This is a genomic window from Geothrix alkalitolerans (assembly GCF_022808885.1).
GTDB classification, from domain to species: Bacteria; Acidobacteriota; Holophagae; order Holophagales; family Holophagaceae; genus Geothrix; species Geothrix alkalitolerans.
On record NZ_JAKZLE010000003.1, the window covers coordinates 225,532 to 247,195 of the forward strand.

Genomic DNA, 21,664 nt, shown 5'->3' on the forward strand with positions numbered 1-21,664 from the left:
ATCAGGAGGCCCGGTTCAGAAGGCCCGGATGTCCAGTTCCCGCAGGAGGTCGCCCAGGAGGTAGAGGGAGCCCGTCACCAGGCGAGGAGCTTCCGCGGGCGTGCGCAGCATCGCCGCCGCCTCGCGAAGATCGAACATCGGCGCCTCGAGACCCCAGGCCTCCCGCAGGGATTCGGCCGTGGCATAGCGGGGAGCCTCCCCCCGGATGAAGGTGACGGACAGGGGGCGCATGCGCTTCATCTCCCGGGCGACGCCAGACAGGTCCTTGTCGCCCATGGCGCCGAAGAACAAGTGGGGGCGCACGCCGCAGGCCAGGGCATGGTCCGCCAGGACGCGGGCGCCATCCGGGTTGTGGGCGCCATCCATCCACACGCCCGGGAGCCCCGGCGGAGCCCAGAGCCGACCGGGCCAGCGGGTGGCCGCCACGCCTTCCCAGAGCCGGTCCTCGGGCACGGGGAAACCCAGCCCCCGCAGCTGATGGATCGCCTCGAAGGCCGTGGCGAGGTTGTCCAGCTGGTGCAGCCCCGCGAGACCCACGCGCCGGCCCGTCACGCGGGAGTGGTCCCAGCGGATGTCCGCGGGGCCCAGGCGCGCGGCCGGGCAGAGCACCGGCTCGCAGGGCAGCAGGGGGCGGATCCATTCCGGGTCCAAGGTCGGCCCCAGCACCAGGGGCCGACCCTCCCGGGCGGTGCAGAGCTTCTCCCGGGCGATGGCCTCCCGGGTGTCCCCCAGGTACTGCTGGTGGTCCAGGCTCACGCTGGTGAGCACCGTGAGGATGGGGTCCGTGGCGTTGGTGGCATCCCAGCGTCCGCCCATGCCCACCTCCAGGATGGCCACTTCCACGCCGGTCATGCGGAAGGCGGAGAGGGCCGCCGTGATCATCAATTCAAAGTAGGTGGCGTTCACGCCGGTGCGGGCTTCGGAATCGAAGGCCTCACCCAGCAGCAGCTCCAGGGCCCCTTCGCCGATGGGCTCCCCGTCCACCCAGATCCGCTCGGTGACGTCCACCAGGTGGGGCGAGGTGGTCCATCCCACCACGAACCCCGCGGCCTTCAGCATGTGGGCCAGGAAGGCCCCGGTGCTGCCCTTGCCGTTGGTGCCGGCGATGAGGATGACGGGGAAGTTCGCATCGGGCCGGCCCAGCCCGTCGAGCAGGGCGTGGATGTTCTCCAGGCCGCACTTGATCCCCATGTGGCCGCGCGCCTGGAGGCGCGGGATGAAGACGGGCTCGAGACCTTCGCGCATCAGTCCCTGGGCGAGGGCGTCATCCAGGCCAGGCAGGCGGCGATGAAGTCCTTGAGGTGGTCGCGCGTGACGACCTTGTCCACCATGCCGTGGGTCTGCAGGAACTCCGAGCGCTGGAAGCCTTCCGGCAGGCTCTGCTTGATGGTCTGCTCGATGACGCGGGGCCCGGCGAAGCCGATGAGGGCCTTGGGCTCGGCGATGTTCAGGTCCCCCAGCATGGCGTAGCTGGCGCTCACGCCGCCGGTGGTGGGATCCGTCAGGATGCTCAGGTAGGGCAGGCCCGCCTTGTCCAGCTTGGCCAGGGCGGCGCTGACCTTGGCCATCTGCATCAGCGACAGGGTTCCCTCCTGCATGCGGGCGCCGCCGCTGCAGCTGACGATGAGGTAGGGGCACTGCTTCGCCAGGGCCCGCTCGGCGCCCAGGCGCAGCTTCTCGCCCACCACGCTGCCCATGCTGGCGGCCAGGAAGTCGAAGTTCATGATGGCCGTCACCACGGGCTGGCCGGACAGGGTGCCCTCCACCACCACCACCGCATCCTCGGTCTCGCCCGCCTGCTCCAGCTTCTTCAGCTGCTCCTTGTAGCTCTTGGTGGAGACGAACCCGAGGGGATCGCCGCTCTTCAGGTCGCTGAACAGCGGTACCCAACCCTCGTCCATGAGGTTCTCGAGCCGCTCCTCCACGCCGATGCGGAAGTGGTAGCCGCACTTAGGACAGACGTTGTGGGTGTTGACCAGCTCCTTGCGGTAGATCAGCTCCTTGCAGGCCTCGCACTTGATCCAGAGGCCCTCGGGCACCCGGACGGTCTTTTCTTCGACGGCGGTCTTCTGCTGACGCTTCTTCACGAACCAGGACATGACGACTCCTACCGGCCCTTGACCGGACCTTGCTTGAGGGCCTCGAAGAGCCGATCCAGCTCTGCTTCGCTGCCGTAGTGCATGACCAGGGTGCCCGTCTTTCCCTTGGCCTTGATCTCGATGCGGGTGCCCCAGGACTGGGTCAGCTCCTCCGCAGCGGCCTTGATGAACAATTCCTGGGGGTGCTTCTTCTTCCCCCCCTTGGCCTTGGCCTGCTTCTGGAGCTGCTGGATGCGGGCCTCCAGGGCGCGGACGCTGAGCTGCTGTGCCACCACCTCGTGGGCGAGCTGCTCCTGCATCCGGGGGTCGGGCACGCCCAGCAGCACCTTGGCGTGCCCGGTGCTGAGGCGGCCGTGGGCCACGTCCGCCTTCAGCTCGGCGGGCAGCCGCAGCAGGCGCAGGGTGTTCGCCACCTGGGGACGGGACTTGCCCACGCGGTCGGCCACCTGCTCCTGGGTGAGGCGCAGGTGCTCGCCCAGCTGCCAGTAGGCCGTGGCCTCCTCGATGGGGTTCAGCTCCTGGCGCTGGATGTTCTCCACCAGGGCGAACTCCAGGAGGCGGTCATCCGGCACTTCCTTGATGACCACCGGGGCCATGGCGAGGCCAGCCAGGCGGGCGGCGCGCCAGCGGCGCTCGCCGGCGATGATCTCGAACTGCTCCCCCACCTTGCGCACGACGATGGGCTGGACCATGCCGTGCTGCTTGAGACTCTCCGCCAGCTCGGCCAGGGCCGTCTCATCGAAGTGGGTGCGGGGCTGGGCCCGGTTGGGCACCAGCTTCCCCAGGGGCAGCTCCCGCTGGCTGGCATCCTCGGGGGCCATCTGGCTCATGAGCGAGGTCAGTCCCCGGCCCAGGGCCGGACGCTTCAGCTGGGTCATCAGGCTTCCCTCCTCGCGGGCAGCTCCAGTCCCAACCATTCCTTGGCGAGGTTGAGGTAGGCCTGGGCACCCTTGGAGCGCAGGTCATAGAAGGCCACGGGCTTGCCATGGCTGGGCGCCTCGGCGAGCCGGATGTTGCGGGGGATCACGGTCTCGAACACTTTGCCCGGGAAGGCGTGGCGGACTTCGCTGGCCACGGCGGCGCCCAGGTTGGTGCGCTCCTCGGCCATGGTGAGCAGGATGCCGCCGAGCTGCAGGTTCGGGTTGGGGCCCGCCTGGATGCGGCGCAGGGTCTCGGTGAGCTCCGCCAGGCCGTCGAGCGCGAAGAACTCGCAGGGCATGGGCACGATGACCTCGTCGGCGGCGCTGAGGGCATTGAGGGTGATCATGCCGAGGCTGGGAGGCGGGTCGATGAGAATGTAGTCGAAGCGATCCATGAGCGGGGCCAGGCCCTGCTTGAGCACCTGGAGCTGGGGCAGCTCGAAGAGCTCGAACTCCAGCTGCGCGAGATCCTTGCCTGCGGGAATGACCTGCATCATCGGGACTTCGGTGCTCAGCACCAGGGCCTCGGCGGGCGCGCCCTTCATCAGCGCGTAGGCGCCGGCCCGGTGGTCGGGCTTCGGAAAGCCGAGCCCCGTGGTGCTGTGGCCCTGGGGATCGAAATCCACCAGCAGCACCATCTTCTCCATCATCGCGAGGGACGCGGCGAGGTTGATGGCCGTGGTGGTCTTGCCCACCCCGCCCTTCTGGTTCGCGAGAGCCACCACCCGGGCGCGCATCAGGCGGCCCTCATCGTCGCGCAGGCGCTGGTCAAACCACGCATCTCGGCATCCCCTCGGGTGTGGAACACGCCAGTCTAGCAGGTCGGGTTCCACGGCCAAGAGAGCCTGAGAGAGCCTTGAGGGTTCAGGGGTGGAGCGAGGAATCGGGCTGCACGTGCCCCAGCCGCCGAACCGGGCCGGAAAGCCACAAGTCGTGCCAGCCACCACCTGTCTCGGGGAGGAAGGTCACGGTGACGTCCTCTCCGCTGGCGGTGCGCAGCCGCCACGCTCGGGGTCCACCGTCGCGGGCCAGCCAGACCGCGGCGACGGCGCACCCGGTTCCGCAGCAGAGGGTCTCCCCTTCGACGCCGCGTTCCCAGGAACGGATCCTCGCTTCGCCGGGGACGATCACCTCGACCACGTTCACGTTCGTGCCGCCGGGCAGCGCGGCATGGTGGCGCAGCGGTGGGGCGTAGTCGCGGAGGTCCACGGCCGCGACCGAAGGCACCTGGAGCACCAGCTGGGGATTGCCGATCCAGCCAAAGCCCGCGGGATGGGGCGTCGGCATGGGCACCTCGCGAAGCATGAAGCCCTCGCCCTCGGGCATGCGGATGCCGACATCATCCTCGTGATTCTTTCTGAGGAGGATTCGCTCGCCGCTGGAGACGGCTTCGACCAAGGGCCCTTCCGGAGCCCCAGGAACGGCCAGGGCCGCCCTACTACCATTGGAACAAAAGGACTTGGATCCATCCGTATCCCAGTGCTCCAAAACCCAGGGACCCGTTCCGGGCCTTTGCATCAAAAAAAGGCCATCTAAACCGAATCCCGCCCCCCGTGGGCAAAGGATTTTTGCCCAATCCGAGCCACTGCAACCTTTAGCTTCCTCCTCCCAGAGGTAGCCAAAGACGTTGCCAGCCGCGGAGGCGAGGAAGAGGTCCAACCTACTTCCCGCGGCTTCCGAAGGTGTAGACGGTCTCACCGGGGCGCGCGTAGCCCTGGCGCCGCGCCAGGGCCTCCATCAGCTCGGGGTCCTTCGCGGCGAGGCGCTGGACCTCCTCGAGCAGCTCGCGGTTGCGCTTGTTGAGCTCCAGCAGCCGGGCGCGGGTGGCGGCCAGCTCGGCCTCCTGCTTCCGCAGCTCAGGCAGCCCCCCCTGGGAGAAGAGCAGCGCCATGAGGGACAGGAAGGCCGAGGCCCCGAACACGCCCCACAGGGTGGAGGACTTCAGGAGCCAGTTGGCGTTCATGGAGCCTCCTAGATGGTGCCCCCTAGAGGCGGGACCCGAAGGCCTCCCGGCCGGCATAGCGGGCCGCGGCCCCCAGCTCCCATTCGATCTGGAGCAGGCGGTTGTACTTGGCGATCCGGTCCGTGCGGCAGGGGGCGCCGGTCTTGATCTGGCCCGCCCCGGTGGCCACCGCCAGGTCGGCGATGAAGCTGTCCTCGGTCTCCCCGCTGCGGTGACTGATGACCGCCCGGTAGCCGGCCTTGTGGGCCAGGTCCACGGCCCGGAGGGTCTCGGTGACGGTGCCGATCTGGTTCAGCTTGATCAGGATGGCGTTGGCCACACCCTCCTGGATGCCCTTGGCCAGGATGGCTGGGTTGGTCACGAAGAGATCATCCCCCACGAGCTGGGTCTTGGCGCCCATGGCCTCGGTCTGGAGCTTCCAGCCCTTCCAGTCGCCCTCGGCGAAGCCGTCTTCGACGGAAATGACGGGATGCCGGGACACCAGGCCCTGGTAATAGTCCACCAGTTGGGCGGCTGACTTCTTGGCGCCGTCCAGGGCGTAGGCCTTGCCGTCGTGGAACTCGCTGGCGGCGCAGTCCAGGCCCAGGAAGACGTCCTTGCCGAGCTTGTAGCCGGCCTTCTTCACGGCCTCCCCGATGAGCTCCAGGGCCTCCTCGTTGGAACCGAGGTTCGGGGCGAAGCCGCCCTCGTCCCCCACGCCCGTGGACAGCTTGCGGGCCTTCAGGACCCCCTTCAGGCTGTGGTAGACCTCGGCGCCCCAGCGGAGGGCCTCCCGGAAGGTCGGCGCACCCACGGGCAGCACCATGAACTCCTGGATGTCCACGTTGTTGTCGGCGTGGGCACCCCCATTGAGGATGTTCATCATGGGCACGGGGAGCAGGCGGGCCGAGGCGCCGCCGAGGTAGCGATAGAGCGGCAGGCGGGAGGCCTTGGCCGCGGCGTCCGCCATGGCCATGGAGACACCCAGGATGGCATTGGCGCCCAGGCGGGCCTTGTTCTCGGTCCCATCCAGGTCGCACATCAGCTCGTCGAGCTCGGCCTGCTGGAAGGGATCCATGCCCTGGAGGGCCTGGGCCAGTTCCACGTTGATCGCGTCCACGGCCCCGAGCACGCCCTTGCCGAGGTAGCGCTTCTTGTCGCCATCCCGGCGCTCGAGGGCCTCGCGGCTGCCGGTCGAGGCGCCGGAGGGGACGAGCGCCTGGCCCACCGTCCCGTCGGAGAGTTCCACCCGGGCGAGCACCGTGGGGTTCCCCCGGCTGTCGAGGACTTCGAGGGCAGAGACCCGTTCGATCGTGATCATGTCGTCACCCGGCTCAGAGAGGCGCGCTGGCGCGCCTCTCTGATGTTAGCCAGGTTGCGCAGATGGATCCGGTGGAATCCGTCTACTTCTTCGCGGCCTTCTTCGGCGCGGCCTTCTTCACGGTCTTCTTGGCGGCCGGCTTCTTGGCGGCGGCCTTCTTCGGCGCGGCCTTCTTCACGGCCTTCTTGACGACCTTCTTGGCGGCGGCCTTCTTCGGCGCGGCCTTCTTGGCGGCGGCCTTCTTCGGCGCGGCCTTCTTGGCGGCGGCCTTCTTCGGCGCGGCCTTCTTGGCGGCGGCCTTCTTCGGCGCGGCCTTCTTGGCGGCAGCCTTCTTCGGCGCGGCCTTCTTGGCGGCAGCCTTCTTCGGCGCGGCCTTCTTCACGGCCTTCTTGGCGGCCGGCTTCTTGGCGGCGGCCTTCTTCGGCGCGGCCTTCTTGGCGGCCGGCTTCTTGGCGGCGGCCTTCTTCTTCGGCGCAGCCTTCTTCGCAGCCGGCTTCTTGGCGGCGGGCTTCGCGGCCGCGGGGGCGGCAGGGGTGGCGACCATGTTGGTCAGTTCGGCCATGGGTGGCTCCTTTACGCCCTTTTGGGCGAGGTTGGAAGGGGTCGTGCGGGAAGATGGCTTGCCAGTAGCACCTTTCGTGCCGGATTGGCTAGCGGCTTCCCGCTGGGAGGATATGCGTTCCTTGGCTGCGGCAGCAGCCGCGGGGGGATGCGCCGCATCGGCGGCAGAGCCGGTCTTGCCTTTGGGCTTCGCGGCTTTTTTCGGGGGCTCCACGCCTGCCAGGATCTGCGCCAGGCGCTTGCCGGGATAGTAGTCATCAAGGAGGGCGTCGCCGATCAGCAGCCCGTGGACGCCCAGGGCCTCCATCTGCTTGATCTGCTCCAGCCGGTGGATGCCTCCCTCGACCAGCTTCAGGCAACTCTTGGGGATCTTCTTGACCAGGGACACGGCCTGGTCCCAGGAGGGCTCCCAGGTATCCAGATTGCGGCCCACGGCGCAGATGATGTCGGCCCCCGCATCCACGGCTCGCTGGAGCTCGGGCTCGGAGGTCACCTCGACCACCACGTCGAGCCCCTTGCTGGTGGCGAACTTTAGCAGCGTCTCGAGCCGCTCCTGACCCAGGAGGGCGGGCATCAGGAAGATCGCGTCGGCGCCGAGGATCTTGCTCTCCTCGACCTGGTACTCCTCGAAGATGAAGTCCCGGCGAATCAAGGGCAGCTTCACCTGGGCCCGCACCTCAGACAGGTGCTTGTCCTCGCCGTGATAGAGGAACTTGTCCGTGGCGACCGAGAGGACCCTGGCGCCGTTTTCGGCAAGACTCTTGGCGTGGGTGGAGGCCTTGTAAGAATCCCGGACCTGACCCCGGCCGGGATCCCCCCCGGCAACTTCACCCAAGATTGTGATTCCAGGCTGGCTGAGTTCTTCCTTCAGGGAGTGGTGACCCTTGTAGGCATCTTTCACCGCCACAGGGCCCCTCTGCTTTTTGATTTCCACGTCGAGGGCCTTGAAGATGGCGACTTTCTTTAGCATTTCCCACGCTCCAAATCTCAGATACCTCGCTGCTGGCCCTATGGGGAAGATGATCGGTCGTTTTTCCTCTGATTCAACATCAAACCAGTGATTCGGATGAGGTCAACAGAGAAATCAAAAAAATCTTCATTTTTTTTGACGCTACCTCCCCACCTGCTCCCCATTCGTTTCCGCCCTCCCGGACCCCCTACTCGGACGATCTCCGAGGCCACTACGAAAGCCGCCATGCGCGCACCACGCGCTCCGACAGCTGCGAGGCCGCCTTCTGAAACCCGCGCCACCAGCCACGATCCGCGCACCATCGCATCGCGCACCTTCGCCGCCTGGCGACCGGGTCGAGTCCTCCCGGGAGACCTCCGGAACCCGGGGGGGGTTCGTGTCCCTCATCCGAGTCCGCGCCTGCTACGCTTCAACTCGCGCCTTCCGCCCCGGGCCATGTGCAAGCGGCATTCGCGGTCCCGCCGGAAGCGACGAGAGGCCCCCATGACGATCCACGTGCTCGACCATCCGTTGGTGCATCACAAGCTCTCCCTCATCCGCGACCGGAAGACACCCGGCATCCTCTTCCGCTCGCTCATCGAGGAAGTGGGGCTGATCCTCGCGACCGAATCGACCCGCAGCCTCCCCGTGGAATCGATGGTGGTGGAGACCCCGCTCGAGCGCACGAGCACGCTGCGCCTGAAGTCCCTGGACCCTGTGCTGGTGCCCGTCCTGCGCGCAGGCCTCGGCCTTCTCCCTTCCTTCCTCAAGCTGCTGCCGACGGCGAAAGTTGGGCACCTGGGACTCTACCGGGACCACGATTCCCTCGTGCCCGTTCCGTACTACCGCAACTTCCCCCCCCTGCTTGAGGACCGTCCCGTCTTCGTGCTGGATCCCATGCTCGCCACCGGGGGCAGCGCTTCCGAAGCCGTGCGCCAGCTCAAGGGGGCGGGCGCGGTGAACCTCTCCCTCGTCGCGCTGCTCGCTGCGCCCGAAGGCCTGGAGCGCTTGAACGCCGACCACCCGGACCTCACCATCGTCGTCGCCGCGGTGGATCGCCAGCTCAACGAGAAGGGCTACATCCTTCCCGGCCTCGGTGACGCGGGGGACCGGCTGTTCGGAACCGCCTAGGCTCTTCGGACCCGCACGAGCCCATCAGCCCTTTTCGCGTCCGAGCATGGAGCGCAGGCGCCCCATGAGCCCACCCTCGCCGCGGCTTGCGTCGGGGGCGTCCTGACCACCGTAATCGGAAGGCACCGCAACCGAGGGATCAAGCTCGAGGGCCCGGCGGAAACAGCCCTGCGCGTTGGCGCGGAATCCCTTCCGGTGGTAGAGCTCGCCCATGAGGGCCCAGGGTTCGGCCGCCCTGGGCCGGATGCGCGAAGCCACCTGGAGCGCCTCGACGGCCCGGGTGGACCAGGCGGGATTGGTCAGCCTCAGCCGGCCTAGCAGCAGCCAGGCTTCGTAGGCGGCCGGCGAATCGCCATCCAGCTTGATGGACTGCTCGAGGGCCCGGATGGCCTCGCTGGTGCGGTTCTGCATCACGTACGACTTGGCCTTCACCAGGAGGTGGTGGGCCCGGTCCGTCGAGGGAAGGGATTCCTCATCCATCTTCGAAGGGAGCAGGGGGAGCACCGAAGGCGTGGGTTCATTGAAGGCCCGCTCCAGGGTCTCCGGCGGCGGCGGCAGGGAGCGCGGCGTGTGGGCCCGGGGCGGCGGGAAGTCCTCCTCCTCGAGCAGCAGGATCGGCTCCGACGGCGCTTCGGGCTCGAGGACCGGAATGGACTCGAACACGGGTTCGGGCGGTTCCAGGGGTGCGGGAGTCGGCGCGGGCGGGGCCGATTCGCGAGGGAGCAGTGGCAGGTCCCCCCGGACCAGGTTCAGACCGCCCAGGGCCCAGAGCGTGGCCACCAGGCGGGCCGACTCCCCCGGCGGGAGCCCGGAGAGAGAACTGATGGTCTCGTAGCCGAGCGGCTCGGAACCCAGCAGCGACAGGGCATAGGCCAAGGTCGGCGTGAGGGACAGGTCGCTGAGGGATTCCAGGAGGTCCGGCCTCGCCTCCCACCGCCAATCCGGCTCGCTCTGGAACATCTCCACCAGCTCGAGATCCACCTTGGCGCTCTGGAAGGTGTCCCACACGAGCCGCCGATGATCCAGCCAGAACTGGAGATCCCCGCTCAGGTTGTCCTCGAGCCCGCCGGGCATCCAGGACACCTTCAGGATGGGGTGCTCCATGGCGTGGAGCAGGACCGAGCCCAGCAACTCGTGCAGGCGCTTGTCCCGCTCGGCGACTGTCATGAGCCCGCTCTGCACCACGCGGTCGCCCATGCGGGAGCCTTCCCCGTCGGCCAGCAGCTCCTTGAGGGAGGCCATGTCCAGCACGCCGCGACGGATGAGGAAGTTCCCGAACTGCTCTCCGACGGCGTCGCTCCGCAGGTAGACCAAGTCCCCTCCCCGCCAGTACAGCCGGCGGGTGCCGTCGTTCTGCTCGAGCACAAGCTCCCCCTCGGCCCGCTGCTGGTGCAGCGAGCCCATGAGGGCTGGCAGGAAATAGCGTAGACGGACTTCGGGCACCGGAGGCTCCGGAGGGTGGATTCTAGTTTGCATGTTCCCTGCCCGGATGCCAGTCCAAACGGGGTTTCCGGATGCCGAATTATCCCAAGTCCTTGGACCTGCGCAGGACAGGACCTATGCTGTCCCTCCATCCTCATCGTATCCGGGGGGACCTTCCCATGTTCGAGAAGCTCGGGAAATTCGAGATCAAGCGCGTTCTCGGCAACGGCGCCATGGGCGAGGTCTACCTCGGCGTGGACCCCTCCATCGGCCGCGAGGTGGCCATCAAGACCATCCTCCCCTCGGCCGCCCAGGGCGGCGAGGCCAAGGAGCGCTTCGCCCGCGAAGCCCGAGCCGCCGGCGTGCTGAACCACCCGAACCTCGTCACCATCTACGAGTTCGGCGAGGACCAGGGCGTGCTCTACATCGCCATGGAGTTTGTCAAGGGCCACGACCTGGACGAGCTGCTGCGGGACCAGTCCCTCACCCGCTCCGAGGCCCTGGAGGTGCTGGCCCAGGTCTGTGACGGCCTGGGCTTCGCCCACCGCCAGCACATCGTCCACCGCGACATCAAGCCCACCAACGTCCGCGTCCAGCGCGACGGCCGCCGCCTCCACGCCAAGGTGATGGACTTCGGCGTGGCCAAGATCAGCAACTCGGATATGACGGCCACGGGCATGGTCATGGGCACCGTGAGCTACATGGCGCCGGAGTACATCCGCACCGGCAAGCCGGATCCGCGCAGCGACCTCTTCGCCGTGGGCGTCATGCTCTACGAGTGCCTGAGCGGACGGAAGCCCTTCGCCGGTGACACCACGCCCACGGTCCTCTATAAGATCGTCAACGAGGCGCCCGAGCCCCTCGAGGTGGAGATGCTGCGTGGCATCAGCCCCGCCATCCGCTCGGTGCTGGACCGCTCCCTGGCGAAGGATCCGGATGCGCGGTTCCAGACGGCGGAGGACCTCGCCAAGGCCCTGCGCGCCGCGAAGGATCCCTCCTGGACGGGCCAACTGGAGGAGGCGACCGCCCTTCTCCAGGCCGCCTCCCCCACCGCGCCGGTGACGCCACCCGCACCTGTTTCGACGTCCGCTTCTTCGGCGCCTACGACGCAGGCCCCGGCCGCCCTGCGCCCGCCGGTCGCGGCCCAGCTCCCGGCCCGCCCCGCGGGAGGCAAGCCGGCTCTCTGGATCGGCCTCGCGGCCCTCGTTCTGGCGGGCGCCGGCGGGGCGGGCTGGTGGGCCCTCCATCGGAACGCCGCCCCCGTCCTCTCCCTGGAAGCCCGGGAGGCGGCGCCTCCTCCGTCCGCCGGAGCGCCTACCTCCACCGGCATCCCGGCTGCCGCGGCGGCGAAGCCCGAGCCTGCGTCTTCCCGCGCCTCCCAGATGGCCGAGCCCGCGCCGGCGCAGCCGCGCGGGCAGGACCCGGCCCCCACCGGGCCGAGTGCGGACAAAGCCAGGGCCAGCGAGTCCCGGACCCAATCCCAGGCCGAACCCCGGTCCATCGACCAGCCCGAGCTCTACCAGCCCGAGAAGCTCGACAAGCTGCAGACCCATGAGCGCCTGAACCTCGGCAACGTCTCCATGAGCGAGGCCATCCAGCTGGCGGACAGCCAGCCCGACAAGGCCATCCACGGATTCCGGCAGGCCATCAAGGCCGATCCCGGCAACGTCAACGCGCACGCCTGGCTGGCGACGGTGCTCTACGACCAGGGCCGCCATGCCGAGTTCGTCCAGGAGCTGCGCGAGGCGCGTCGCCAGGGCATTCTCGGCCAGATGGCCGCCCGGAACGTCCGCTTCCGGGCCGTCCTCAACCAGGCCCGCTTCAACCGGAAGCTCCCTTCGGATCTGGCGGACTGACCATGGCGAAGCACGCCGAAGGACGGGCCGCCCTGGAGGCCGCGCTGGGCTACCGGTTCGCGGATCCCGCGCTGCTCCAGGAGGCGCTGACCCACACCTCCGCCGCCCGGGGCCGGGACAACCAGCGGCTGGAGTTCCTGGGCGATGCCCTCCTGAATTTCTCCGTGGCGCTGCTCCTCCACCGGGAGCGGCCGGACTGGCAGGAAGGCCCCATGAGCAAGTTCCGGGGCGTGCTGGTGTGCACGGATTCGCTGCACCGGTGGGCGCTGGATCTGGGCCTGGATCGCGCCCTGAGCACCGCGCACCCCAGGAAGGCCCCCCCCATGGGACCCAAGCCCCTGGCCGACGCGCTGGAGGCCCTGCTGGCGGCGGTCTTCCTGGACGCTCAGGCTTCGGGGAGGGATGGGCACGCCGCCGCCTTGGCCCTGGCGGAAGGCCGATTCCTGGAGCCCATCCGCCAGGCCCATCCGGATGCGTGGTCCCGCCTGGATCCCAAGACCTCGCTCCAGGAGACCAGCGCCCGGCTAGGATTGCCCGCTCCTGCGTACACCCTGGTCTCCCAATCCGGTCCCGGCCACGCCCCGCTCTTCACCGTGCGGGTGGCCGTGGGTGACCGCAGCGTCGAGGCCCGGGGATCCTCCCGCAAGCGGGCGGAAAGCGATGCCGCCCGCCACCTCCTGGATCTACTGAGGGGATCCTCACAGGCGTAACCCTTGCGTTACACTCCCATCTACCGGTCTACCGGGGTGTCCGCTTGAAGATCTACCCAACCTTGAACCTCCAGCATGGCCGCGTCATCCCCACCACGGGGCAGGGCGAGCCTTCGGCGGAGGCTCCGCTGGATCTCGCCGCCCGGCTGCTGGACGAGGGTGCCACGCGCATGGCGCTGGTGGACGTGGATGCCGCCATGGGCAAGGGCAACAACCGCGAGCTCATCGCCCAGATCCTCGAGCGCTGCCATGCCCGGGGCCGGAAGGTCTGCATCCAGGTGGCCGGCGGCATCCGCAGCTCCGACCAGGCCCAGTTCTTCATCGATCACGGCGCGGTCTGGCTGGTGGCGGGCACGATCCTCCACAAGTCGTCCCTCGTGTCGGAACAGCTCATGGCCCGCTTCCAGCCCTTCCTCACCGCGGCCATCGACGCCCGGGGCGGGAGGGTGCATCGCTCGGGCTGGGTGGACACGGCCAACCTCAGCGCCCTCGACCTCGCCCTTCGCGCCAAGGCCTACGGCTTCAAGCGGCTGCTCTTCGTGGACATCCCCGAGGTGCCCGGCGCCGATCCGGACTTCGAGACCGCCACGGCGCTGGCCACCGCCACCGGCCTGCCGCTGGTCATGGGCGGCAGCATCACCTCCCTCCGGCATCTGGACGCCGCGCCCGCCCACCTCGGCCTCAAGGGGGCCCTGGTCGACGCCCTCCTCTTCCGCGAAGATCCCGGACTCCTGGCCCTCCTCCAAGCCGCCTGCGCCTGACCGGAGGACCCGTGACGGAACCGAAAGGCGCGTTCCTCGCCAGCCTAGCGGAACCGGAACGGATCCACTTCCGCCACCTGGCCCTGGTGCGCCCGCAGCTGCCGTCGGAAAGCCAGATCCTCATGCTGGAGGGCCTGGCCCGGTCCCTGGACTCGCCGCGCCTGCTGACCCTAATGGCCCGCACACCCCACTGGCTGGCCCACTGGCCCATCCTCCTGGGGCTGGCGGAAAACGAGGCCACCCCCGAGGCCATCCGCCGCGACCTGGAGATGGTGGTCTCTCTCTTCGGGCAGATGCGGGAGATGGACCAGGCGCCCAACGCCGAGAAGGAGGACCGCTCCGAGGCGGTGAAGGCGCTCTACGCCCAGCTGAATCCCGAGTTGAAGCCCGTGGCCAAGCTCTTGGCGAAGCAGATCGCCAAGTCCGTCTCCGCCACCGGCTCCACCCAGGAGTTGCCTCCGCTGCCCGGGGAGGATCCCGATTGGGAGACCCTCACGGCCCTGCCGGAAGCCCCCGCCACGCCCGCGCCCGCGCCTGTGGCGAACAAGGGGGATCGGCTCGCCCGGGCCCAGCAGACCGCCCAGCCGGATGAGCTGGTGGGCTTCCTCGTGGACCCGGACGCGGACCTCCGCCTGGCCGCCCTCCAGAATCCGCTCATCTCGGAGGAGCTCCTCCTCCGGGCCCTGGGCCAGAGCTCCGTGCCGGAGCTCTTCGAGGAGGTGTACGCCGAAGCCCGCTGGTACTTCCGGGAACCCGTGCGGGAAGGCATCCAGGAGGCCCCGGGCTGCCCTGCAGGCCTGTCGCGGCGCCTGGCCCTCTCCCGCCTCCTCGTGACGACCCTGGAGCGGGGCGCCTCGAAGCCCGCCTCCCTGCGCCGCATCGTGAGCCTCTTCTCCCAGCTGGAGGAAGGCGAGTACCAGTTCGTCACCTACTGGGCCAAGCGGCAGTCCCCGCACCTGCTCCGGGTGGTGAAGTACTTCTACGACCGCCTCCTGCGCCAGCGGTCGGGGCTGTCCACCGCCCTGCCCGAGCGCGGCGAGGACGGCCGCTGGGCCAGCCTCGAGGAGCGGGTGTTCCTCGCCACCCAGGCCACGCAGGAGGACCAGCTCATCCAGGTGCTCAAGGACCCGGATCCCCAGGTGTTCCGCCTGTCCCTGGACAACCCGGCCCTCACGCCGCGGATGCTGGCCTCCACCCTGCCCACCCTGGATCGGGACCGGGCCGAGCAGGTGGCCGCGCACGCCAGGTGGCAGATGGATCCGCTGGTGGCGGAGACCCTGGTGCACCATCCCCACCTGACGGAAGCCACGGCCCTTCGCCTCCTCGCGAACCTGCCTGGCCTCAAGCCCGCCATCGAGATCCTGCGGGATCCGCGGCTCCAGCATTTGGAAGTCAAGCGCCGGGCCCTGGAGACTCTCCGCACCCTCTACCTGGCCATGGACGTCTCCGACCGGATCACCGCCCTCCGCACCTCCGGCGGCGAGCTGATGCGCCACCTGCCCCAGGAGGTGCTCCAGGACGAGGAGACCCTGCGGCGCATGGTGTCCGACCGCCAGCTGGATCCCGGAATCCTCCTCCGCCTCGCCCGGAACAAGCTGACCCCTCGTGCCGTGCTGGAGCAGATCGCCGGGCATCCGGTGCTCATGGCCCACGCCGCGATCATGTCCGAGCTGCTGTTGAACCCCAAGACGCCCCGGGAGGCTTCGGCCCGCATCTGGGGCCTGCTGTCCGATGCCGAGCAGCAGCAACTCCTCCGCAGCCCGCACCTGCCCGTGACCCTGCGGACCCTCGGGTAAACGGGGGCAGGACCGGCCCGTAACCCAGATCCAGGAGCCCCCATGCGCCGCCCCGCCGCCATTCTGATCCCCGCCGCGGTGGCGCTGGTCTGCCTGCCTTTCGCCACGGCCTGCCGCCCCAAACCCCGCGTTCCCGGATGGGTGCAGTCAGCGCCGACCGACAGCGTGGCCTCCTTCTCCGGCGAAGCGGCCTGGATGCTCACCCACAAGGAGGTCCAAGCCCTCATCTCCAGGGATCCCTCGGTGGAGCGCGCCCTCGACCTCTTCCTCCAGAAGGCCCGCATCAACCCGCGCACGGAGACGGGCCGGGTGACCTTCCATGTCATCGGTGTGCCGCAAGAGGGCGAATCGAACATCCAGAAAGGTCTTGAACACGTCCTCATCCAGCTGAACCAGTTCTCCGATCCGACATCGCTGGTGGCGGCCCTCTCCGAATCCTTCCCCCAGGAGGGGAGCCTGCGCCTCCAGGGCCGGGACTGGCCGCTCCACGTGATCCTCGATCTGGAGGCCGGCGGGGCCAAGGCCCACATCCGGGCCGCCAGCGACGAGAAGGGCCAAATCTGGATCGGCTCGCTGGAGGCCCTCCAGCGCATGGCGGCCAAGGACAGCCTCGCCACCCGGCAGGACGCGGCCCTCGCCGCCGAGTGGATCAACCCCCGGGCGCCCTTCCAGGGCTACCTCCAGCCCGAGGCCCTGCTGGGCGGGCTGCGCCGCAACCTGGAGGGGACCCTCGTGAAGGACCTGCCCCAGGGTGTCAATGCCCTCTTCTGGAGCATTACGCCGCCCGCCACGAAGGATGCGGCCGGGAAAGAGCAGGCCATCCGCTTCGAGCTGGCCCTGGCGGGCACGCCCGAGGGGATCAACCAGGTCACGCCGTGGCTCCAGCGGCTGGTGGCCGCCGCCAATGCCGTGCAGGCGGCCCCCGGCGCCGCCCCGCAGCTGCTGCAGGAGCAGCGCCGCGTGGGGCTTCGCTGCGCGCTGACGCCCGAGCAGCTCAAGCTGGTGATGGAGAAGCTGGGGCAACCGGATGTCTCCTTCACCCTCCCCGCCCGAGCCCCCAAGGCATGAGCGCGGCCTACCCCCAGCCGCCGGTTGACGGACCCCTCTCGCCAGAGACGGAGTCCCCCGAGTTCTGGATGGCCCAGCTCAAGGCCGGCCGGGAGGAGGCCCTGGCCCACCTCATGGCCCGCTTCGAGCGTCCCCTCTGCGCCTTCCTCCACCGGCGCCTGCAGGGCGAGGCCGGGGTGGTCCAGGAGCTGGTCCAGGAGGTTTTTCTCAAGTGTCTCCAGCATTGTCAGCGATTCGAGGAAGGCCGCCCGGTGGCTGCCTGGCTTTTTACGCTGGCGGCTAATGCGGCGACCGACCACCTCCGTAGACGGGGGAGAGAGGTACCCCCTCCCGAGACCTTTGACGCACCGGATCCCCAGCAGACATCACCCTGGGAATCCGTGGACCAAAGCCGGCGCATCCAGGCCCTCCGCGGGGCCCTGGAGGGCCTCACCCCCCGCCAGCGGGCCATGGTGCTCGCCTACTACGTCCACGAGCACCCGGTGAAACGCATCGCCCAGGACCTGGGCTGCGCCGAAGGCACCGTGAAAGCCACCCTGTTCCAAAGCCTCCAGAAGCTCCGCAAGACCCTTGGACCCCAGCCATGACCGCCGCCCCCGACCCCAACCGCCTTGATCCTCAGGAAGAGGCCCGCCGCTTCGAGCTGCTCGAGCAGCCCGAGCTCTGGCCTGACGATCCGGCGCAGCAGGCCGAGCTGGCCGAGCTGCTGGAACTCCACCTCGCCCTGGAGAGCCACGGCCCCGGCCTGGCCGAAAGCCTGGCCCCGCCCCCCCGCCTCCGCTGGACCGGATCCTGGACCCTGGCGGCCGCCGCCGTCCTGCTGGTGGCCCTGATCCCGGCGGCCTACACCGTGCAGCACACCCAGAGCCTCCGCGCCCAGGCCCGGGACACGGCCCGGCTGGAGCAGCTGGCCCGCAAGCGCACCCAGGACCGCGCCTGGATCGCCTTCTTCCGGCAGAGCACGACCCTGCTCCAGGATTTCGAGCAGGACCCGACCCTGTGCAAGAAGGGGGAGGAGGACCGGCGCCAGGAGCGCGAGATGGCCCTGACCCTGCTGGAGGCCAGCCATCAGCTCGCCGCTCAGGGTGCGCCCATCCAGGAGGCCGAGGCCATCCGCGCCAACCTGCACGCCTGGCTCTCCGAGGTCGCCTTCGAGGACGACTGCCTCAGCACCGAGCGGGCCCGTGAGCTCCGGCAGTGGGCCGCGGCCCACGACCTGGAGGGCGCGTCCGAGCGCATGGAACGGCGCCTGAGGGGAGATGGCGCATGACCTTCTCCCTCCTCGTGGCCGTGCCGGCGCTGATCGCGCCCGCCGCCCCGGAGCCCGCCGTCCCCCTCGCCCTGGCGGCCCCGGAGAGCCCCGCGGACGCCCTGTTCCGACAGGGCCGCGATCTTCGCTACGCCCAGCGATGGTACGAAGCGGCCCAGGCCTACCGCTCGCTCATCCGCGAGTTCCCCCGCTCCTCTCGGGTGCCGGACGCCCGCTACTGGCTGGCCTCCAGCCTGGAGCAGGACCAGCGGTGGGACGAGGCCGCCGAGGCCTACACCGAGTTCCTGGCGAAGCACCCCGACCAGCGGATGCTGGGCAAGGAAGCCCGGCTGAACCGCGTGCGCTGCTGGGGCATCCGCCAGTGGAACAGCCCCGCGGCCCAGGCCGGCCTGGTCGGCGCCCTGTCCGATGACCGCGAGGAGGTCCGCATCGCCGCCGCCCTCCAATTGGCCAAGCGGCGGGACGCTCGCGCCGTGCCCGTGCTCCAGGCCGGGCTCCGGGTGGACGCCTCCTCCGAGGCCTGCCGCCTCGCCCTGCTGGCCATGGGAGTCCAACCCCAGGCCGCGGGCCCCGCTCAGGGCCGGTTCCTGGTGATCCGCGTGAAGGAGCGGGCCAAGCCCGAGGCCCTGACCGTGCGGCTGACCGTGGGACTGGCCCGGGCCGTGGGCGGCTACCTCTCGGACGAGCAGCTGCGCCAGGCCAAGAAGAAGGGGGTGGACCTGGAGCGGCTCATGGACCAGGCCCTGAACGCCCCCAAGGGTACGGAACTCTTCAGCCTGGACGACGGCAAGAGCACGGTGACCGTGACCGTCGAGTAGCCGCCCGTGACGGAGGCATGAGCCAGAGCGGCTAAGCTGGTCGCTGACCATGTCGCGACTCCTGCGCTTCTTCAACGACCACCTGCGGGTCCACGCCCCCCTCATCGCGGGGGCCTCCCTGCTCCTGCTCCTGGCGGGCCTCTGCCAGGGGGCCCTCATCGCCTCCATCAAGTTCGTGTTCGACGATGGCAAGGCGCACGCCCTGAGCGGGGCCCAGACGGGTCTTTTCGGCCAGCTCGAACACCTCCGGGCCTGGGTCCTGGCGCGCCTGCCCGAGGCCTCAGCCCTGCGCGCCGGCCTGCTGGTGCCCCTGGTGCTGGTGCTGCTCTTCGCCCTCAAGGGCCTCTTCACCTACGCCGGCACGCTGCTCATGGTCCGCAGCGGCATCCGCGCGACCCAGGCCTTCCGGGAGCGGCTCTTCGCGCACCTGCTGACCCAGGAGCCCGCCTTCTTCCAGAAGCACCCCGTAGGCGAGCTCATCACCCGCAGCATCAGCGATGTGGGCGCCGTGCAGGGCATCGCCAGCAACCAGCTGGCCGAGGCCGTGCGCGAGACCTGCGTGGCCCTCACCATGCTGGCCACGGTCCTCTACATGGACTGGAAGCTGAGCCTCACCCTGTTCCTGGCCGGCCCCCTGGTGGTGCTGCCCGTGAAGAAGCTCAGCCAGCGCATCCGGCGGGTGAACCACCGGAATCAGGAGGCCTCCAGCCGCCTGCTCCAGCGGCTGAAGGAGGTCTTCAGCAACATCCGCGTGGTCCAGGGCTTCGCCCGCGAGTCCTACGAGGTGAGCCGCTTCCAGCTCCAGAACCAGGAGCTCTACCGGCTGGGCATGAAGAGCGCCCGGGCCTCGGCCCTCTCCACGCCCATCATGGAGCTGGTGGGAGGCTTCCTGCTGGCGGGCCTTGCCGCCTATGCCGCCGGGCGCTTCAAGTCCGGCACCCTCACCACCGAGAACTTCCTGACGTACATCCTGGCCATCTACGCCCTGTACGACCCCCTGCGGCGGCTCACCAAGCTCAACAACGAGATCCAGGTGGCCTCCGCCAGCCTGGACCGGGTCTATGCCATGCTCGACCGGAAGCCGGAGCTGCCCGTGAATCCGGAGCCGGTGCCGGTGCCCGCACGCCCGGCCCTCCTGCGCTTCGAGGGCGTGGAATTCGCCTATGACGAGAAGCACACCGTCCTGCGCGGCATCGACCTCGAAGTGCGAGCCGGCGAGACTGTGGCCCTGGTGGGCGGCAGCGGCGGCGGCAAGACCACCCTGGTGAACCTGGTGCCGCGCTTCTTCGATCCCACGGCCGGGCGCCTCACCCTGGACGGCCTCGACCTCCGCGACTTCGACCCCCGGGAGCTCCGCAAGCTCATCGGCATCGTCACCCAGGAGACCCTGCTCTTCATGGACACGGTGCACGACAACATCGCCTACGGCAAGCAGGCCAGCCGCGAATCCGTCATCGCCGCCGCGAAGAAGGCCCATGCCCACGACTTCATCCAGGGGCTGGCCCGGGGCTACGACACGCCCCTGGCGGAGACGGGATCGAGCCTCAGCGGCGGACAGCGCCAGCGCCTCGCCATCGCCCGGGCCCTGCTGCAGGACCCGCCCATCCTCATCCTCGACGAGGCCACCAGCGCCCTCGACACCGAAAGCGAGCGCGCCGTGCAGGCCGCCCTGGAAACCCTCATGCAGGATCGCACCACGCTGGTGATCGCCCACCGCCTCAGCACCATCCAGCGGGCCACCCGCATCTGCACCATGAAGCAGGGGCGCATCGTGGAGCAGGGCACCCACGACGAGCTGCTGGCGCGCCAGGGCGAATACGCGCGGCTGCACAAGCTGCAGTTCGCGGAAGCGTGACGCCTCTCTGATGCTCCGCTCCGCCTTCCACTTCGACCTGCCCCCAGACCTCATCGCGCAGCACCCAGCGCCCGACCGCGACGGCGCGCGGCTGCTGGTGGTGGACGCGCGGACCGGGGCCTGGTCCCACCGCGCCATCCGCGACCTGCCGGACCTGGTGCCCGCGGGAAGCCTTTGTGTCCCCAACGACGTGCGCGTCCGCCACGCGCGCCTCTTCCTAAGGCGGACGGGCGGCGGGGCGGGCGAGGCGCTCCTGCTGCGGAGCCTGGGCCAGGGGCGCTTCGAGGCCATGGTGAAGCCGGGCGCCCGCCTCAAGCTCGGAGCTTCGGCCGCCGTGGTGGACCCGGTCACCCACGCCGAGCTGGCCCGCCTGGACATCCTGGACACCCTGCCCGAGGGCCTGCGGGCCGTGCGGGTGCACGCCGACCACGGCTTGGACTGGGACGAGATCGACCGCATCGGCCGCTTGCCGCTGCCGCCCTATATCGACCACCTGGCGGAGGCCGAGGACGAGACCCGCTACCAGACGGTCTTCGCGGCCCGGGAGGGCGAGGCCGTGGCGGCCCCCACGGCGGGCCTGCACTTCACGCCGGAGCTCATCGGCGCCCTGGCGGCCCGCGGCTGCGGCTGGCACCCGGTCCGGCTCCACGTGGGTCTGGGCACCTTCCGGCCCATGACCGCCGAGCGCCTGGAAGACCACGCCATGCACGAGGAGCGCTTCGAGATCCCCGAGGCCACGGCCCGGATCCTGGAAGCGGCCTTCCGCGATCGCACGCGGCCCGTGCTCTGCGTGGGCACCACATCGCTGCGCACGCTCGAAGGCGCCTGGGACGGCGCGCGGCTCGCGCGGGAGGGCGCCACGCGCCTCTTCATCACACCGGGCTACCGCCTCCGCACCGCCGACCACCTGCTCACCAACTTCCACCTGCCGGAAAGCACCCTGTTCGTCCTGGTGTCCGCCCTCCTGGGCCTCGACCAGGCCCAGGCCGCCTACGCCGAGGCCGTGCGCGAGCGATACCGGTTCTTCAGCTACGGCGACGCCATGCTGATCCTGAACGCCGGGCCCGCCTGCTAGTGTCCCTCCACTCGAGGCGGCGACGAGAAGCGGGGGGGGGGCCGGGGCGGGGGGGGGGGGGGGGGGGGGGGGCGCAGGGCCGCCGCGGGCGCGCCGGGCCCCCCCGCGGC

General features: G+C 69.6%; 20 protein-coding genes. 11 read left to right on the forward strand and 9 right to left on the reverse strand.

Features of this window, described 5'->3' with window-relative positions:
* Positions 1-15 precede the first annotated feature (15 nt).
* The 8 genes from MLJ35_RS08680 to MLJ35_RS08715 form a co-directional block, all read right to left on the reverse strand.
* On the reverse strand, positions 16-1,245 hold the full coding sequence (locus MLJ35_RS08680) for a bifunctional folylpolyglutamate synthase/dihydrofolate synthase (protein ID WP_243384006.1): 1,230 nt from the start codon (positions 1,243-1,245) through the stop codon (positions 16-18).
* A complete protein-coding gene (gene accD, locus MLJ35_RS08685; protein ID WP_243322485.1) occupies positions 1,245-2,099 on the reverse strand; it encodes an acetyl-CoA carboxylase, carboxyltransferase subunit beta in 855 nt (284 codons plus the stop codon). Before accD ends, MLJ35_RS08680 begins: the two co-directional genes overlap by 1 nt.
* Before the next feature lie 8 nt (positions 2,100-2,107).
* The gene (locus MLJ35_RS08690; protein WP_243384007.1) at positions 2,108-2,977 is read right to left on the reverse strand and encodes a ParB/RepB/Spo0J family partition protein; all 870 of its coding nucleotides are present in this window, start codon (positions 2,975-2,977) and stop codon (positions 2,108-2,110) included.
* Entirely contained in the window at positions 2,977-3,756 is a 780-nt protein-coding gene (locus MLJ35_RS08695) for a ParA family protein (RefSeq protein WP_243384008.1), read from the reverse strand. Before MLJ35_RS08695 ends, MLJ35_RS08690 begins: the two co-directional genes overlap by 1 nt.
* Positions 3,757-3,883: 127 nt before the next feature.
* Complete coding sequence (locus MLJ35_RS08700) at positions 3,884-4,417, reverse strand: diaminopimelate epimerase (protein WP_243384009.1); 534 nt, start codon at positions 4,415-4,417, stop codon at positions 3,884-3,886.
* 262 nt (positions 4,418-4,679) lie between these two features.
* Positions 4,680-4,982, reverse strand: a complete 303-nt coding sequence (locus tag MLJ35_RS08705; RefSeq protein ID WP_243295188.1) for an FtsB family cell division protein — start codon at positions 4,980-4,982, stop codon at positions 4,680-4,682.
* A 22-nt stretch (positions 4,983-5,004) separates the two neighbouring features.
* Complete coding sequence (gene eno, locus MLJ35_RS08710) at positions 5,005-6,282, reverse strand: phosphopyruvate hydratase (RefSeq protein ID WP_243322479.1); 1,278 nt, start codon at positions 6,280-6,282, stop codon at positions 5,005-5,007.
* A gap of 82 nt (positions 6,283-6,364) precedes the next feature.
* Complete coding sequence (locus MLJ35_RS08715) at positions 6,365-7,813, reverse strand: indole-3-glycerol phosphate synthase TrpC (RefSeq protein ID WP_243384010.1); 1,449 nt, start codon at positions 7,811-7,813, stop codon at positions 6,365-6,367.
* A gap of 483 nt (positions 7,814-8,296) precedes the next feature.
* On the opposite strand from MLJ35_RS08715, the gene upp reads away from it, so the two are divergent.
* The gene (upp, locus tag MLJ35_RS08720; RefSeq protein ID WP_243295191.1) at positions 8,297-8,923 is read left to right on the forward strand and encodes a uracil phosphoribosyltransferase; all 627 of its coding nucleotides are present in this window, start codon (positions 8,297-8,299) and stop codon (positions 8,921-8,923) included.
* Positions 8,924-8,947: 24 nt separating this feature from the next.
* Here the strand turns inward: upp and MLJ35_RS16135 are convergent, their stop codons facing one another.
* Complete coding sequence (locus MLJ35_RS16135; RefSeq protein ID WP_243384011.1) at positions 8,948-10,366, reverse strand: tetratricopeptide repeat protein; 1,419 nt, start codon at positions 10,364-10,366, stop codon at positions 8,948-8,950.
* Positions 10,367-10,524: 158 nt separating this feature from the next.
* Here MLJ35_RS16135 and MLJ35_RS08730 point away from each other — a divergent pair, with 158 nt between their 5' ends.
* Genes MLJ35_RS08730 through queA form a run of 10 tightly spaced genes read left to right on the forward strand, consistent with a single transcriptional unit; the run spans position 10,525 to position 21,554 of the window.
* Positions 10,525-12,201 (forward strand): serine/threonine-protein kinase, encoded by a 1,677-nt coding sequence (locus MLJ35_RS08730; RefSeq protein ID WP_243384012.1) that lies wholly within the window; start codon positions 10,525-10,527, stop codon positions 12,199-12,201.
* Positions 12,202-12,203: 2 nt separating this feature from the next.
* A complete protein-coding gene (locus MLJ35_RS08735) occupies positions 12,204-12,911 on the forward strand; it encodes a ribonuclease III family protein (protein WP_243384013.1) in 708 nt (235 codons plus the stop codon).
* Positions 12,912-12,955: 44 nt separating this feature from the next.
* On the forward strand, positions 12,956-13,672 hold the full coding sequence (locus tag MLJ35_RS08740; RefSeq protein ID WP_243295195.1) for a HisA/HisF-related TIM barrel protein: 717 nt from the start codon (positions 12,956-12,958) through the stop codon (positions 13,670-13,672).
* 11 nt (positions 13,673-13,683) lie between these two features.
* Positions 13,684-15,468: a hypothetical protein gene (locus MLJ35_RS08745; RefSeq protein ID WP_243384014.1), complete on the forward strand. Its 1,785-nt coding sequence runs from the start codon at positions 13,684-13,686 to the stop codon at positions 15,466-15,468.
* 42 nt (positions 15,469-15,510) lie between these two features.
* A complete protein-coding gene (locus MLJ35_RS08750; RefSeq protein WP_243384015.1) occupies positions 15,511-16,536 on the forward strand; it encodes a hypothetical protein in 1,026 nt (341 codons plus the stop codon).
* A complete protein-coding gene (locus MLJ35_RS08755; protein WP_243384016.1) occupies positions 16,533-17,123 on the forward strand; it encodes an RNA polymerase sigma factor in 591 nt (196 codons plus the stop codon). The genes MLJ35_RS08750 and MLJ35_RS08755 overlap by 4 nt, the downstream gene beginning before the upstream one ends.
* The gene (locus MLJ35_RS08760) at positions 17,120-17,806 is read left to right on the forward strand and encodes a hypothetical protein (protein WP_243384017.1); all 687 of its coding nucleotides are present in this window, start codon (positions 17,120-17,122) and stop codon (positions 17,804-17,806) included. The genes MLJ35_RS08755 and MLJ35_RS08760 overlap by 4 nt, the downstream gene beginning before the upstream one ends.
* Complete coding sequence (locus tag MLJ35_RS08765; RefSeq protein ID WP_243384018.1) at positions 17,803-18,624, forward strand: tetratricopeptide repeat protein; 822 nt, start codon at positions 17,803-17,805, stop codon at positions 18,622-18,624. Before MLJ35_RS08760 ends, MLJ35_RS08765 begins: the two co-directional genes overlap by 4 nt.
* 49 nt (positions 18,625-18,673) lie before the next feature.
* Positions 18,674-20,479 (forward strand): ABC transporter ATP-binding protein, encoded by a 1,806-nt coding sequence (locus MLJ35_RS08770; protein ID WP_243322457.1) that lies wholly within the window; start codon positions 18,674-18,676, stop codon positions 20,477-20,479.
* 10 nt (positions 20,480-20,489) lie between these two features.
* Positions 20,490-21,554: a tRNA preQ1(34) S-adenosylmethionine ribosyltransferase-isomerase QueA gene (gene queA / locus MLJ35_RS08775; protein WP_243384019.1), complete on the forward strand. Its 1,065-nt coding sequence runs from the start codon at positions 20,490-20,492 to the stop codon at positions 21,552-21,554.
* Positions 21,555-21,664 lie beyond the last annotated feature (110 nt).